At 50.9% G+C, this 14876-nt stretch carries 14 protein-coding genes and 1 pseudogene; 9 read left to right on the top strand and 6 right to left on the bottom strand.

Annotation, left to right across the window (positions count from 1 at the left end; genetic code table 11):
* The 5 genes from H6F80_RS21490 to H6F80_RS21470 form a co-directional block, all read left to right on the top strand.
* Positions 1-607, top strand: a 607-nt coding sequence (locus H6F80_RS21490; RefSeq protein ID WP_190793571.1) for an NAD-dependent epimerase/dehydratase family protein, incomplete at its 5' end; no start/stop codon positions are given.
* Positions 607-1146: a dTDP-4-dehydrorhamnose 3,5-epimerase gene (rfbC, locus tag H6F80_RS21485; protein ID WP_190793570.1), complete on the top strand. Its 540-nt coding sequence runs from the start codon at positions 607-609 to the stop codon at positions 1144-1146. The genes H6F80_RS21490 and rfbC, both read left to right, overlap by 1 nt.
* A gap of 130 nt (positions 1147-1276) precedes the next feature.
* Positions 1277-2260, top strand: coding sequence for a glycosyltransferase family 2 protein (locus tag H6F80_RS21480; RefSeq protein WP_190793569.1), 984 nt, complete (start codon positions 1277-1279; stop codon positions 2258-2260).
* Positions 2261-2348: 88 nt separating this feature from the next.
* Positions 2349-3704 carry an NAD(P)H-dependent oxidoreductase gene (locus tag H6F80_RS21475; protein WP_190793568.1) on the top strand — a complete coding sequence of 452 codons (1356 nt, stop codon included), beginning with the start codon at positions 2349-2351 and terminating at the stop codon, positions 3702-3704.
* 430 nt (positions 3705-4134) lie between these two features.
* On the top strand, positions 4135-5133 hold the full coding sequence (locus H6F80_RS21470; protein WP_277879250.1) for a glycosyltransferase family 8 protein: 999 nt from the start codon (positions 4135-4137) through the stop codon (positions 5131-5133).
* 14 nt (positions 5134-5147) lie between these two features.
* On the opposite strand, the gene rsmG is transcribed toward H6F80_RS21470, so the two are convergent.
* Both rsmG and H6F80_RS21460 read right to left on the bottom strand, forming a co-directional pair.
* Entirely contained in the window at positions 5148-5948 is an 801-nt protein-coding gene (rsmG, locus tag H6F80_RS21465) for a 16S rRNA (guanine(527)-N(7))-methyltransferase RsmG (protein WP_190793566.1), read from the bottom strand.
* A complete protein-coding gene (locus H6F80_RS21460) occupies positions 5945-6613 on the bottom strand; it encodes an ABC transporter ATP-binding protein (RefSeq protein ID WP_190793565.1) in 669 nt (222 codons plus the stop codon). Before H6F80_RS21460 ends, rsmG begins: the two co-directional genes overlap by 4 nt.
* A gap of 385 nt (positions 6614-6998) precedes the next feature.
* On the opposite strand from H6F80_RS21460, the gene H6F80_RS21455 reads away from it, so the two are divergent.
* Complete coding sequence (locus H6F80_RS21455; protein WP_190793564.1) at positions 6999-7922, top strand: Sll0314/Alr1548 family TPR repeat-containing protein; 924 nt, start codon at positions 6999-7001, stop codon at positions 7920-7922.
* Between the two features lie 181 nt (positions 7923-8103).
* On the opposite strand, the gene H6F80_RS21450 is transcribed toward H6F80_RS21455, so the two are convergent.
* On the bottom strand, positions 8104-8808 hold the full coding sequence (locus H6F80_RS21450; protein ID WP_190793563.1) for a hypothetical protein: 705 nt from the start codon (positions 8806-8808) through the stop codon (positions 8104-8106).
* A 450-nt stretch (positions 8809-9258) separates the two neighbouring features.
* Here H6F80_RS21450 and petC point away from each other — a divergent pair, with 450 nt between their 5' ends.
* The 3 genes from petC to H6F80_RS21435 all read left to right on the top strand — a co-directional run bounded on the left by petC (position 9259) and on the right by H6F80_RS21435 (position 12294).
* Positions 9259-9801 (top strand): cytochrome b6-f complex iron-sulfur subunit, encoded by a 543-nt coding sequence (petC, locus tag H6F80_RS21445; protein ID WP_190793562.1) that lies wholly within the window; start codon positions 9259-9261, stop codon positions 9799-9801.
* 54 nt (positions 9802-9855) lie between these two features.
* A complete protein-coding gene (petA, locus tag H6F80_RS21440; protein WP_190793561.1) occupies positions 9856-10845 on the top strand; it encodes a cytochrome f in 990 nt (329 codons plus the stop codon).
* 372 nt (positions 10846-11217) lie between these two features.
* Complete coding sequence (locus tag H6F80_RS21435; RefSeq protein WP_190793560.1) at positions 11218-12294, top strand: pentapeptide repeat-containing protein; 1077 nt, start codon at positions 11218-11220, stop codon at positions 12292-12294.
* Between the two features lie 155 nt (positions 12295-12449).
* Here H6F80_RS21435 and H6F80_RS21430 read toward each other — a convergent pair whose 3' ends face one another.
* The 3 genes and pseudogenes from H6F80_RS21430 to H6F80_RS21420 all read right to left on the bottom strand — a co-directional run.
* Positions 12450-12716, bottom strand: a complete 267-nt coding sequence (locus H6F80_RS21430) for a YggT family protein (protein WP_190793559.1) — start codon at positions 12714-12716, stop codon at positions 12450-12452.
* A 450-nt stretch (positions 12717-13166) separates the two neighbouring features.
* Entirely contained in the window at positions 13167-14354 is a 1188-nt protein-coding gene (locus H6F80_RS21425; protein ID WP_190793558.1) for an NAD(P)/FAD-dependent oxidoreductase, read from the bottom strand.
* A 216-nt stretch (positions 14355-14570) separates the two neighbouring features.
* Positions 14571-14876, bottom strand: a pseudogene (locus H6F80_RS21420) (NAD(P)H-quinone oxidoreductase subunit 4); the annotation flags it as partial.

Here is a 14876-nt window from a genome sequence, read left to right as displayed (position 1 = left end):
TGCTGAGTGTAAAGCGATGGTCGAGCGCGATGTCACCAAGATGGCAGACGACGACTTCTCACCCACCTTCATGCGAAATGCGACCGCCTTTGGGGCTTCCCCCCGGATGCGCTTCGATATTGTGTTGAACAACCTGTCGGGTCTTGCCTGGACGACCAAAGAAATTAAAATGACCAGCGACGGCACACCCTGGCGTCCTCTGGTTCACGCGCTAGATATTGCTAAGGCTCTGATCTGCACGCTGGAAGCCCCCCGCGACATTGTTCACAATCAAATCTTCAACGTGGGCGATACCGCCAATAACTACCAGGTAAGAGAGATTGCCGAAATTGTTGCAGATGTCTTTAAGGGCTGCGCCGTCAGCTTTGGCAACAACGGTTCAGACAACCGCAGCTATCGGGTATCCTTCGAGAAAATCAACACCCAGCTTCCTGGCTTTAAGTGTGAGTGGAATGCCCAGCGCGGCGCACAGCAGCTTTTTGACGTGTTCAGCCAAATCGACATGACTCAAGAAATCTTCGAGTCGAGAGGGTTTACTCGTCTGAAGCAGTTGGAATACCTGATTCGCACTCAGCAAATTGACAAAGATTTCTTCTGGAGCAAGTAATGATTTTTACCGAAACAAAGCTAAAAGGCGCATTCATCATTGACCTGGAACTGCGCGAAGACAATCGCGGTGCTTTTGCCCGGACTTTCTGTGCACAAGAGTTTGAAGCTCACGGGCTAAAGCCGACCGTTGCTCAGTGCAACCTGTCTTACAACTACAAGGCGGGAACCCTGCGCGGTATGCATTATCAGGTTGCTCCTGCCTGTGAAACGAAGCTGGTTCGCTGCACGAAGGGCGCAATCTATGACGTGATTATTGATATGCGCCCCGATTCGCCGACCTATATGCAGCACATCGGCGTGGAACTCACGGAAGAAAACCATCGTGCGCTATATGTTCCAGAGATGTTTGCTCACGGCTATCAGGCACTCACCGATGGGGCTGAAGTGACTTATCAAGTGGGCGAGTTCTACACTCCCGGCTATGAGCGGGGACTTCGGTACAACGATCCTACCTTTGGGATTCAGTGGCCCATGCCTGTAACGGTCATTTCGGAGAAAGATGCAAACTGGGCACTGTTTGAACCAGTTCCCGTTTAGGGTTAATTTCTTTGAGCCAGATGGGTGTAAGTTAGGGTCTTTTGTTCCTGCTACACCCGTCTAAGCAAGAGGATGAGGGGCGATCGCATCTGGACGAACTGACAATTTTCTGATTTCTCTAGGATGTTTCATGAAGATTAGTGTTATTCTCCCGTGTTATAACGGTGCTGCAACGATCGCAGTTCAGTTAGAAGCACTGGTAAACCAGCAATGGGGTGGCGAGTGGGAGCTAGTTGTGGTGAACAATGGCTCCACGGATGATTCCATGAAAATTGTTGAGCAGTATCGCGATCGTCTTCCTGATCTAAAAATTGTTCAGGCTCACGATTTTTCAAAACCCCGGCTTGGCGTAGCGCATTCCTACAATACAGGCGTAAAAGCAGCTTCAGGAGACGCATTTTGCTTCTGTGAAGCAGATGATGAAGTCTCTCCCAGTTGGTTAGCGGCAATGGCGGAAGCACTCTGTCTTTATGACAGTGTTGCGGGACCATTAGAATACACGAGGTTAAATGAACCCTGGCTCGTTGCAGCCTGTAATTACGGCAAGTGGTATCAGTCAGAAGGGTTAATGGACAGCGACATTCCGCATCCTCCCCATCTCCCGTTCTCCTTCGGCTGTAATCTGGGAATGAAGCGTTCGGTGTACGAAGCAGTTGGAGATTTTAATTTGGAAGTCTCTACTGCATGGGATGCTGACTATTGCTGGAGAATTCAGCTTGCAAGATTTCCCTTACACTTCGCTCCAGATGCTGTTGTTCACTATCGCCTGCGTCATAGTTATGCAGCCATGTACCGACAGGCGCAGAACTGGGGATGGGATCATGTACCGCTGCTATTGCGCTACAGCGACCGTTCGTTTGGGTGGTACACCCTACTCAAAGAATTGGTTTCGATGTCTTCCTACTTAGTAAGTGGCATCAAACTGTATTTAATGAGTACGTTTAATATCCGGCGTGGCAGGGGTGGCTTTGCGCTTTGGTGCTGGGGGATGGGATTCAAGATTGGCTACATCAAGAGCCTTCTCGCGAATGACTTATTGCCTGCCCTGTTTTCCAAAGAGCGATCAAGTGTCCTCAAACCCGCATTCCCCCGCATGGTTCGACCAAGAGCCTAACCAGAAATTGATGATTGGCTACCTCAACAGGGGCCTGGAATAAAGGTCAAGCAAAACGTTTTGTTTTAGATTTATAGGGAGTTTTTGAATGTTTATTGTTGATACTGCTTTGCAAGCACGCGCTGAAGCTGGAAATCCTGTTCGTGTTGCGATGGTTGGCGCAGGCTTCATGGGGCGTGGGATTGCGAATCAAATTGTGAATTCTGTTCCGGGAATGGAACTGGTTGCGATTTCCAACCGCAGCCTGGATGGTGCAAAGCGGGCTTACACCGAAGTAGGTATTGAAGATGCACGGGTGGTCAATACCGTTGCCGATCTAGAAGCTACGATTGCCCAGGGCAAATATGCCGTTACCGACGATGCCTTGTTGCTCTGCCGTGCCGAAGGCATCGATGCGATTGTGGAAGTCACGGGCGCGATCGAGTTTGGTGCTCATGTGGTGCTGGAAGCATTTGCTCACAAAAAGCACGTTATTCTGATGAACGCTGAGCTGGACGGCACGATCGGACCCATTCTGAAGGTATATGCCGATAAAGCGGGCGTGATTCTTTCTGCCTGCGACGGCGATCAGCCCGGTGTGCAGATGAACCTTTATCGGTTTGTCAAGAGCATCGGACTCACCCCACTGCTCTGCGGCAATATCAAAGGTCTGCAAGACCCCTACCGCAACCCCACCACGCAGGAAGGCTTTGCCAAGCAGTGGGGACAAAAAGCGCACATGGTGACGAGCTTTGCCGATGGAACGAAGATTTCCTTTGAGCAGGCGATCGTGGCGAATGCAACTGGCATGACTGTCGCCAAGCGCGGGATGTATGGCTATGACTTCAATCGTCACAAGGACGAACTGGTTGAGCGATTCAACCTCAAGTACACCGGACATATCGACGACTGCACCAAAATGTATGACGTCGACCAATTAAAAGAGCTGGGCGGCATTGTGGATTATGTGGTTGGGGTTCGTCCGGGTCCGGGTGTGTTTGTGTTCGCAACCCACGATGACCTCAAGCAGCAGCACTACCTGAACCTTTACAAGCTGGGCGAAGGTCCGCTGTACAGCTTCTACACGCCCTATCACCTCTGCCACTTTGAAGTTCCGCTGTCGGTTGCCCGCGTGGTCCTGTTTAAGGATGCAGTCATGGCTCCGATCGCCGGTCCGAAGGTCGATGTAATCACCACTGCCAAGATTGACCTGAAGGCAGGCGAAACGCTTGATGGTTTGGGCTATTACATGACCTACGGCGAATGCGAAACCGCTGAAATCACGCAGAAGCAGCGGCTCCTGCCGATCGGCTTAGCAGAAGGATGCCGTTTGAAGCGAGATATCCCCAAAGACCAAGCGTTGACCTACGACGATGTGGAACTGCCAGAAGGTCGTCTGTGCGACAAGCTGCGAGCAGAGCAAGATGCCTACTTTGCTCCAGTGAAAGAAGCCGTTGCAGTTTAATGCTGGATTGACAAGGCGTTGCATGGCATATGGAAATTAGTTTGAACGTCTAATGCTCTAAGTGTCGCGGAAGCTAAGTCAGTTCTCGAAGCAGAGTTACAGATTGGTAGGGGCAGTTCACGAGCTGCCCTTACAGATTTTTATTACGGTAAGTGATTGCGACAGAACCAGTTTTCAACTGGAGACACTGCATAAAGTTATCTATTGAAGTTTAGTTCCAAGCTATCTTAAATATTGTGAGTAAGATAGTGCTTTAATTGATATTAAAATCCGGTAAATCAGGGTTGTTTATAGAAGATAGAGTTAGAACTAACTAAACAAACTTATGTTGATAAGGCTTCAACTACTCCTCAGGAGACTAGAGAAGTGATAAGTAGAAGCTACGACAGAAGACATAAGAAAACATAAACCGTTGAACAGATTCAGTTTCATGCAATCTCATATTCCTGATGCTCAGCCGATCGTTGTCGTTTGCTCAGCCGATGAAATTTACGCAATGCCCCTGACAGTGACGATCTACTCAGTACTGTCTAATTTGGCAAGCAAAGCAACGAAAATCCTACTCTTCATTATGGATGGCGGCATTAAAAAAGCAACGAAACGAAAAATTGAATCCTCTCTTCGATCGAATCAATTAGAAATACAGTGGATTCAGATTGATCGGAATCAGTATAAAAACCTGCCGGAACTACGGTATCTCACTGTTGCTGCTTATTACCGTCTCTTGGTCACAGAGGTTTTACCAAAAGAATTCGAAAAAGTAATTTATCTAGACAGCGACATGGTTGTTCTGGGGCCGCTAGAAGAGCTGTGGCAGGTTGAGCTGGGAGACAAACCTGTCTTGGCAATCCGGAATGGATACCCCCATTTATTCTCGCTCGTTCCAGGTTTGAGTAACTATAAGGAACTGGGATTAAATCCTGATTCTTTATACTTCAACAGTGGATTGTTAGTAATTAATCTTCAGAAATGGCGGGAAGATCGCATTGGGGCGAAGGCGCTTGAATTTATTGAACAGAATCGAGCGACGATTCACGATCCTGATCAGGATGCTCTCAATGCAGTTTTAGAAGGGCAATGGGGCGAGCTTGATCCGCGCTGGAATCAAATGCCGCAAATCTATGAGTTTTCTGACTGGAAAGAAAGCCCTTTTGATGATCCAGAAACTTATCAGTCCGTTCTCGATGATCCTTTGATTGTTCACTATGCCATCTCTAAGCCGTGGCATTTGGCCTGCAATCATCCTGCAATCCCTTTATTTGAACATTACCTTGATCAGACTGCCTGGGCAGGTGTCCGAGACACACGACTCAACCTCTTTATAAGGAAGGTAAAGCGAGAAATACGCTCCTGGCGTAACTCACGCAATGAAAACTATGCCTCCTCTTCGCTGCCAAAGACAGCCAGTGAGAGTACGGTGAAAGTCTAATCTCTGCCGTTGACTTATCCTAAGGGTTTCTGCGTCGGCACTCCGATCGCCCTCGGAAACTCGATCGGAGTTGGCTTCTCTTTCTGAATGTGAATACAGTGGCGAACGCTTCCAGTAAAAGGAGTCGTGAAGGCATCAATAAACACCTGCTTACCGCCCAACGGTGCTAAAGCGCGATCGAGGCCAGTTTGTTCTTCGTCTGTCCACTGTCCGCGATAAAGTATCGCCGTGCCTCCCTGCTTCAGGAGCGGCAGCGCATACTCGGCACAAACCGACGCAGCAGAAACCGCCCGAATCAGAGCCAAATCGTATCGATCGCGATAGTTACTCTGTTGTCCGATCGCTTCTACCCGAGCGACCAGGGTTTTGGCGTTCGGCAATTCCAGATGGGCGAGCAGCGTGTCAATAAAAGCAATTTTTTTGCGGGTCGAGTCGAGTAGCGTCATTTGCCAGTGCGGACAAACGATCGCCGCAGGCACACCGGGAAATCCGGCTCCAGTTCCAATGTCGATTACCGTGACGGGGGAACTGCTTCGCATCGCCCTCAAAGCATTTGCATCAGAATCAGTTGAACAAATCCAGGGTTGAATGCCGCGCAGTGAGTCCCAGAGGTGCTTTTCCCAGAATTCTTGCGGCTCGGTAATCCGGGTCAGATTAAGCTGACGATTGCCTGTGAGAATCGCTCGGTAAAGCTGCTGAAATTGCTGCTGCTGTTCTGGGGTGGGCTGCCAGCCGATTGTCTTTTGCCATACTTCAGCGAGTTCTGGCAACGCTGTTTCGTGAGGGGCTTCAATGCTGGATTCCTGCTGGCTCATCCCTGCACAACCGTTTCCTTATCTAGCAGCGATTCTGGATCAGACGCAGCCAGTTCTCCGTGTTGCAGTGTCCAACAGCAATCGGCGATGCCCGCAATTTCACCCGGTTCATGGGAAACAACGAGCAAACTCCATTCGCGCTTTAGCTCTGCTAGCAAAGAAATAAGCTGACGGCGCATTGACCAGTCCAGCCCCGCAGTGGGTTCATCCAGCAGCAGCACCCCAGGCTGACGAATAAGCTGCACCGCAAGGGCAAGACGTCTTTGCTGTCCACCGCTTAGCGATCGAGGTGAAGCCTGAAGCGAAATGTGATCCAGCCTGACGGCTTCTAAAGCGCGATCGATTCGCTCTTTGCCGAGTTCCGGATGACCGAGGCGCAGTTCTTCCAGAATGGTATGTCCGCAAAAGTGCCGTTCGGGAAACTGGAACACCAGTCCGGCAAGCTGCTGAAGCTGATCCGGCGTTAGCTCTTGCTCGCGCCAAAATAGGCTGCCAGAGGTTTTCTTTGCCAGACCCGCCAAAATTTCCAGCAGCGTACTTTTGCCCGATCCGCTCGGACCGACAATTAGCCCAAGCTGCTGCGGAGCCAGTTCAAGCTGAACAGATTTCAGAATCGGGGCAGGGGTGGCTGCCGGATGATAGGTTAAATCTTTAAGATAGAGCATTCACGATCGCGACACGAATGAGGGCTGGGGCAGATTCAACCCGGCAGCATGTTTCCATAGTAGTCGAGGAAGGCAGCGGAAGGGAAAAGCACCACGGAACCTAGCGCGATCGATCGCGTCAAGGCAATTACCTGCCTTTACTCCCCGACTTCACGCTTGGGCGTTACCATAATTCTGAGAAGCGGCACTCGATTTTGTACCTTAGATCACAACTAAATCACATTTTCCAGGTAGACGGATCTGCGGTTAGGCAGTGGCTTGCCTCACTGATTGCCAATTCCTGCTTGAGAAAACGCTTCAATTCGGGGTGATTTGACCTTTTCCGTCCTTTCTTTTCTTAGTCCTCTTTAGTCCTCACTAACGTTTAGACCTACGGTGATTCGCTATGTCATTCTCCTTCCGAGCCAAACCTTCCCGATGGCGGCAGGTCACAGCAGCAGTCGCAGGTACACTGACGCTCACGCTTACAAGCTGGATTAGTCCCGCTCAGGCAGATCCTTTCCGTACTGCAAACCCGCATGAGGTGGGCGATCGAACAGAAGCCGCTTTCCGGTCACTGTTTGAGCAAGGCAACTACCAGCAGGCAGCGCAGCTTTTGCAAAACGCAGAACCGAATGAGCCGCTTGCCTATGCGATGAAAGCTTCCCTTGCTTATATTGATCAGGACTGGGAAGTGATGGGCGACAACGCTCGACTGACCCGCGAAACTGCAGAACGGCTCGTTCAGGCTGATCCCCTACGGGGCAATCTCTATATTGCAACAGGTTTATTTCTGGAAGGGGCGCACAGCCTCTCGACTCAGGGCACGGTACGGGCAACGCCACAGGTTTTGACAAGACTTCAGCAGGTCTTTCGGCATCTAGGCGAAGCAGAGGAGATTAATCCCAACGACCCAGAACTCAATTTGCTCAAAGGCTATATGGATCTAATGCTGGCAGTGAATCTGCCGTTTGCCAATCCAGAGCAGGCAATCGAGCGACTGCAAACCCGTGCTGCACCTCAGTATCTCGCTCAGCGGGGGATTGCGATCGCCTATCGAGATCTGGATAAGCCTGCTGAGGCTCTCGCCGCCGTAGATGCTGCCCTTCAGCAAACGCCCAACAATCCCGAACTGCTCTACCTCAAAGCGCAAATTTTGAGAAAGCAGGGTAACGGACAGGAAAGCATTCGTCTTTTCCGGCAGGCGTTAGCAAAACAGGCACAGTTGCCGCCCAACCTGGTGCGCCAGATTGCCTGGGAACAGTGCCGCACGATTAATCAGGTTCGTAACCGAAATCGTGACTGTTCGCGGGTGACGACGGGCGAGTAGAGCAAAGGAATTGCAAAATCTGAAAAGCAGGTTGGATACAGCGCCAACCCAGCATCTTTATCTCACCTGCTTTTTCATGCCTTTTCGCGTTCTTCAACACTTTCAGGAAGTCGGAGCAGGACTCTCCAGCAGACTCACCAGTATTCGTTCCGGTATCTACCCCTATTCCTGCTCCACCCCATTAATAAAGAGCAGGGATTGAAGGAGGAGCAGTGACTGTTCCAGTACCCGTTCCCGTCGTATCTACCTCTGCGTCGATGGTTGTCCCCGTACCTGTGTTGATGCCCGTGCCTGTTGTTGTATCGATCGCAGCGCCCGGAAGCGGAATTTCTTGACCACTGGGAATAAAGCTGGGCAAAAAGTCGCGGGGACGATCGCTGGAGGCAATGCAGTTCACCATCGCTTCATCGGTAGACAAGGCAGAAATCCCGCTCCGCAGCCCCACGACACAGCTAGAGAAGCGAACGGGCAGCAAACTCCGGCGGCAGTTGTCCAGCACATTGGTTAAAACTGTGCCTGCACTGCTGCCGTCGCTAATATTGATAACGCAGGTTGCCAGGTCATTTGGGCGACGCACTCGCCGACAATTTGACAGTGCATCATTTGCTGCGATCGTCGTATCTCCACTAATCCGGTTCACACATTCACCCAGCGAGCGGGGAAACAAAGCGGCTGCGCAGGCGGCTGCCACGTCAGTTGATGCAAGCTGCAAGCCAGACAGGGCATTGACACAAACTTCGTAGTCTCTAGGTCTGTCTCCGAGGGGCGTGGTGCGATACTCCTGGGTAACTGAACCCGCAGGCAGCGAAAAAGCGACCAGTCCGGCAACGGTGAGCGGGAGAGCGCTGAGCCGCAAAAAGGGCGATCGAATCGTGTAATAACGCATCGTAAATCTTGTGAGCGATAGATGAGCAGTAAAAGTAAGCAGTTGATCTAAGCAGTCGTATGAGTGAAGCAGTCGTATGAGTGAGAAGAATAGATCTCTGGCAAAGTTATTTTACTGAATTCGCCTGCCTTCCGCGCACTCCCAAAGGTTTCTCCCTGGCGGCAGAGGTCTAAACCCTGAATCTCTCCTATCTTGCTCACCTTATCATTAAGCAAAGTAAGGTTAAGTTGTAAAATACAAGGGGAGTGCGAAAGTGCTGCGATCGATTGGCTGTACAATCAGCAGCACAAGCATTTTTCTTGCCTCACCGTCATTAGATAAGCTTACTTTCTGTATCTGCGGGATGAGAGTGCCGCTATAAAAAACGCAGAAAAGATACAGAACTTAATGCAAATCTGCTGATTCATCCCCTGACCAACTCGCTAACCGTTTAACTCGATCGAAATAATCATGGCTCAAATCTCTGGAACCCCCGATGTCCCCGATATGGGGCGACGACAATTCATGAACCTGCTGACTTTCGGTGCAGTGACCGGAACAGCTCTGGGCGCACTTTATCCGGTGGTCAAATACTTTATCCCGGTGTCGAGCGGTGGTGCAGGTGGAGGAGTCACCGCAAAAGACGCGCTGGGTAACGATGTCACCGCTAAAAATTTTCTGGCAACCCACAAGCCCGGAGAGCGTGCTCTGGCACAAGGCTTGAAAGGCGACCCGACTTACATTGTGGTTGAAGATGCAGAGACGATCGCCAGCTATGGACTCAACGCCGTCTGTACGCACCTGGGCTGCGTAGTTCCCTGGAATGCCAGCGAAAACAAATTCATCTGTCCCTGCCACGGTTCGCAGTACAACAACGAAGGGAAAGTCGTCCGCGGTCCGGCTCCGTTGTCTCTGGCACTTGTTCATGCAGACGTGAACGAAGACGACAAAGTGGTCTTTACCCAATGGACGGAAACTGACTTCCGCACAGGCGAAAATCCCTGGTGGTCATAGGGCACGGAACCTGGCCTCAATTCGATCAAATCTGATATTCAACCCCTGTTACTCATGAAATTAGCTTTCTGGTCAACGCGATTTTCTCAGGGCAAGCAAGCCATTCTGAAAGGCTCTCTGGCACTGCTAGCGACCCTGACTCTGTTCTTTGGAAGCGATCTGCTCATGCCTCGTGCGGCGGCTGCCTATCCTTTCTGGGCGCAGCAAAACTACGAAACGCCCCGTGAAGCGACTGGACGTATCGTGTGTGCCAACTGCCACCTGGCAGCCAAGCCTGTGGACGTGGAAGTGCCCCAGGCAGTTCTGCCTGACACCGTATTTAAAGCGGTGGTCAAAATTCCTTATGATCTCAGCGCGCAGCAGGTGCAGGGCAACGGCGAACTGGGCGGACTGAACGTGGGTGCAGTGCTGATGCTGCCCGAAGGATTCAAGATTGCGCCGGAAGACCGAATTCCCGAAGAAATGAAGGAAGAAGTCGGTCCGGGCTATCTGTTCCAGCCCTATAGCGAAACCCAGGACAATGTCGTGCTGGTGGGTCCACTGCCAGGCGATCAGTATCAGGAAATTGTTTTCCCGGTGCTTTCTCCCGATCCGGCGCAGGATAAGTCAGTTCATTTTGGTAAATACTCAGTTCACCTGGGCGGCAATCGCGGACGCGGACAGGTTTACCCCACAGGCGAAAAGAGCAATAACAATGTCTTCAATGCTTCGGTTGCAGGCACGATCGCCCAAATCACCAAAACCGACGACAACGGCTACTCGATCGCCATCCAGTCCGAAGACGGCAACACGGTGACGGAAACGATTCCGGCAGGTCCGCAGCTCATGGTCTCTGAGGGCGATCAGGTGGTTGCAGGATCAGCTCTGACTAGTAACCCCAACGTGGGCGGCTTTGGTCAAAAAGATGCAGAAATTGTGCTGCAAAGTCCCAATCGCGTCAAGGGATTGATAGCATTCCTGGCAGCCGTTACGCTGTCACAAATTATGCTGGTGCTGAAGAAGAAGCAAATTGAGCGCGTGCAGGCGGCTGAAATGAACTTCTAATTGCGGCAGATTGCTCTGGCTGTATAGGGACTACCTATTCTACAGAACCGGATAACAGCCAACTTCATTATGTGAGTCATCACGTTAATTAGGGTACTTCCTGTCGGGAGTCCCTTTTTTGTTGCTGTAGTGAGATACAACAGCGCACCAACGAGGAAAACTGAATTGAGGAAAGCAATGGCTCAGGGTGCGCCGAGAGGCGTTGCAAAGCAGTTCCCCTATAAGGTAATCGTGCAAGTTTCTAATTCCTGACAGGGCACATTAAGGACAAGACAGAAGTAAACCTTCAGTTTGTCCTTTACTAGCCGAGGGCATAAGCGCAACGAACCTTGCGGTATCTGCAAAGCAACACGCAGCAGTTTCAGACGGCGGATGCAGGAAAAACACACCTTCATGGCAAATCAAGAGCATCTGATGCGGCTCAGGCAAGGAGTTGCAGTTTGGAACCACTGGCGACAGCAACATTCGGCAACGTTTCCTGACCTCAGCCGGGTCAGTTTGCATCAGATGGATTTGCGCGAGGTCAGTTTGCACCAGGCAAATTTACGCGATGTGGTGCTGAACGCTGCCGATTTCTCAATGGCAAACCTGCGACAAGCCGACTTAAGGCGATCGAATCTTCAGGAGGCCATTTTCTACACTGCGAACCTGGAAGAAGCTGACCTGCGCGAAGCCAACTTAGTCGGAGCTGATCTGCGAGAAGCTAACCTGCATGGAGCCGATTTGAGATCGATTAACGGTTCGGCAGCTTCGCTTTCGATGGCAAATTTGCGGCGGTCGAATCTGCGGGAGGCACTGTTGTTGAAGACAAATCTGAGCTACGCCAACCTTTCCCATGCAGACTGCTGTTTAGGCAATTTTCGAGGAGCAAATTTGACTGAAGCAGATCTTACTGCTGCCAGACTTTATACTGCTGATTTGAGTCAGGCAATTCTCACCAAAGCCCGTCTACGACAAGCTGATTTACGAGAAGCTATCTGCGATCGAGCCACCCTGCAAAATGCTGACCTGCGCGAAGCCAACCTCAGCATGGCAGTTTTGTCGGGTGCTGACCTCTCCAGCGCGACCCTATATCGAGCGCGGCTAACTCGATCAAACTTGAGCCATGCGAATCTCACTTTGGCAAATTTGAGCGATGCCCGTTTCTGGCGCTCGGACCTAAACCAATCGAATTTGTCGGGCGCAAATTTATATCAAGCGTTGCTAGTGCAGGTAAATTTTCAAAACGCAATTCTACACGAAGCAACCCTGTGCGAAGCCAATTTGACCCAGGCTGATCTGAGCCATGCTGATTTGAAACGAGCCAATTTGTCAGGGGCAAATCTCACCGGAGCCAATCTCAGCCATGCCAATCTTGCTCAGGCAGACCTGCGACAAACTCACCTTTGGGGAGCCAATTTGTCAGGGGCAGATTTAACGGGGACTGCTCTACCTGAAGGAATGATTTAACTGAGAGATTTAGCTGAGAGACACTTGTTTGCTGTGAAATGACTCGTGTTGGGCGTGCGATAGCAACACCAACAAAAGTTAATGCCGATAAAAATGCCAATAAAAAAGAGGGGGTTGAGATGCCCCCTTTGTTGTAGTGATTCAGGCTTAAACCCTTAAAGCGAGGCAGCAACCGCCTGCGTAAAGAGTGAGGACAGAACTTGCAGCAGCAGCAGTGCCAGAATCGGTGAGAAGTCCATGCCGCCGAGCGGGGGAATAATCGATCGAAACAGATTGAGATAAGGGTCGGTGAGTTGACTCAGAATTGCCCAAGGCTGATTGTACCAGTCAATATTGGGGAACCAGCTCAGCAAAATCCGAATGAACAGCAAAGCAGTGTAAATGCCGATAAAGGTCTGTAAGGCTTGCAAAAGGAGGTACATACAAACTGCCCTTGGGTGTCAAAATCCTCTACGGACTTAGAATAGCTTTAAACCCAGTTTAGCGAATATCTGTGCTTCGGTCTTTGAATCAGAAGCAGGAAATTCACGGTTTGCTTCAGAGGGATCAATAGACCTGCTTTAGGCTTGCTTTAGACCTGCTTTAGGCTTGCTTTAGACCTGCTTTAAAAATTGGTTTCATTCCTGGTTGCGAGTGCGATCGCGATCATCATGTCTCCTGCATGAATGCTCCTGCACAAATGCTTGCCCTCACCCTAAATCCCTCTCCCGCCTGTTTACTGTTTGGAGGCAAGGGACTTTGGATCTCATTAACGATCTGACGATTTATTGTCTTGCTTCCCTTTGCCCACCTGTTTAGGGTGGCTGGGAGAAAGGGCTGGGGAATGAGTGGCTCTTCTTTCAAACAGTCTGTCCGCCAGAAGCGATCGACATTTAAAATCGAGCTGGAGAAAGCTGAAGCAGCAGAGGATCGGGCTGTCCGGCAGCGTGGTAGGCAAAGCGACGGGCAAGGGGCGGCAGAATGGCAAACGGATTGCCAAAGCCTGAAAAAACATGAATTCCGGCTCGATCAGGAACTGCACCTACTAGAGGAAGCCGATCGCAGCTAAATGCCACCGGGCAACTGCGCCATTGTCCGGGCTGATCCTTCAATGCAGGCATCAGACGACCAATCGCCGATCGCATTGCCTGTTCCCCACCTAACGCTTCGGTTGGGGTCAGGGGATTGCTGAGAACGCGGCTGATTTGTCCAAAGCGGATGCGCCCGTCGCGAAACTGCACGATTCCAGCATCAAGAATGGCAGGGGTAATTTCCTGATCGGGTTCATTCCAAAGCGAGTCTACTGCTCCGGCAGCTGCCTCTAGCTCAAATCGCTTTAGCTCCGCAGGCATGACAAGCGACTGCAAGCGTACTTCTCCAGGCGGCAGTTCGATGAGTTCGGCGATCGTGGCATAAAGGCGAACTGCCAGACCTGCTTTGCGAAACAGCGATCGGCTCAACCCTCCAGCACAAACCACCACATTCTCACCAACATAGTGGCTTGTCTCAGTCTGAACTCCCTGGTAACGGGAGAGATCAGCTTCAGATTGCCAGAATCCTGTCACCTGCTCATAGCAAATCTCGCCGCCCAAGCGCAGAAACGCCTGCTGATAGGCCCGAACGATTGCTTCTGGAGAAACGTGCCCATGCTTCACAACTAGCGCGGCGGCAATGGCATCAGGATTAAGCAGAGGCTCCAGCTCACAGGCAATCACAGAATCAACCAGGGTTGGGACGACATCCATTTTGCTGTAGGCTGAGGCGACAGCTTGCGGATCGCGATCGGGGTCGATCGTCAGCAGCAAATCTACTTCGCGGTATTCGGTATCGCCGTCTAGCTCGGCAGATAGGGTGCGGTGCAGTTCAAGTCCTTCCTGGCAAAGCTGGCGCATCAAGGGCGTTGTGCCCGACCAGTAAGCAATACCGCCATAGCTGCACTGGGTCGCATTATGGGTTGTAGGAGAACTGGCTGTGGCAGACTGTTCTAGCATCAAAACGCGATATCCTGCCCGCGCCAGCTCATATCCCAGCGCAGAACCCGCCAGCCCACTGCCCACTACCAGCCAGTCGTAAGTTTTCATAGCGATTCGTCCTGGAGTCTGTTTCGCAATTTGTTCGGCGATCGAATATTAAAACTCTATAAAAACTTCGAGGAAACTCCAAGTCTTTAAAACCCCTTAAGAATGGGTGTGCATTTAACCAAAAACTCTTAAACCAAAAATTCTTCAGGCAAAAATTCTTCAAAAACAAAGGGGACATTACTGCCCCCAGAGTCAATCGGTTTGATTTTGCAAGATTTATTCGATCGCCGGAGCAGTCGCAGGCTGAAGGGCAATTGGCTTCGATCGCGTTTGCTGTTCTGCCATTGTCGCTAACGAATTTTGCAGCGTTGCTGTAACCGCCAGCGTTTTCGCATCGTAGACCTGGGTGATCAGCTTCGGATATAAGCCAATCCCGATGATCGGAATCAGCAGACTGGCAATGATAAACACTTCTCGCGGTTCTGCATCAATCAGAGCTTCGTGAGATACCAGCTCTTTGTTTTCGGGACCAAAGAAGATTTCGCGCAGCATCGACAGTAGATAAATCGGAGTCAGGATCAC

The sequence above is a fragment of the Leptolyngbya sp. FACHB-711 genome (assembly GCF_014695615.1).
In the GTDB taxonomy this organism is placed as follows: Bacteria; Cyanobacteriota; Cyanobacteriia; order Elainellales; family Elainellaceae; genus Leptolyngbya_A.
The sequence above is the reverse complement of the archived record's forward strand: the minus strand, read 5'-3'. Positions and strand labels throughout refer to the sequence as shown.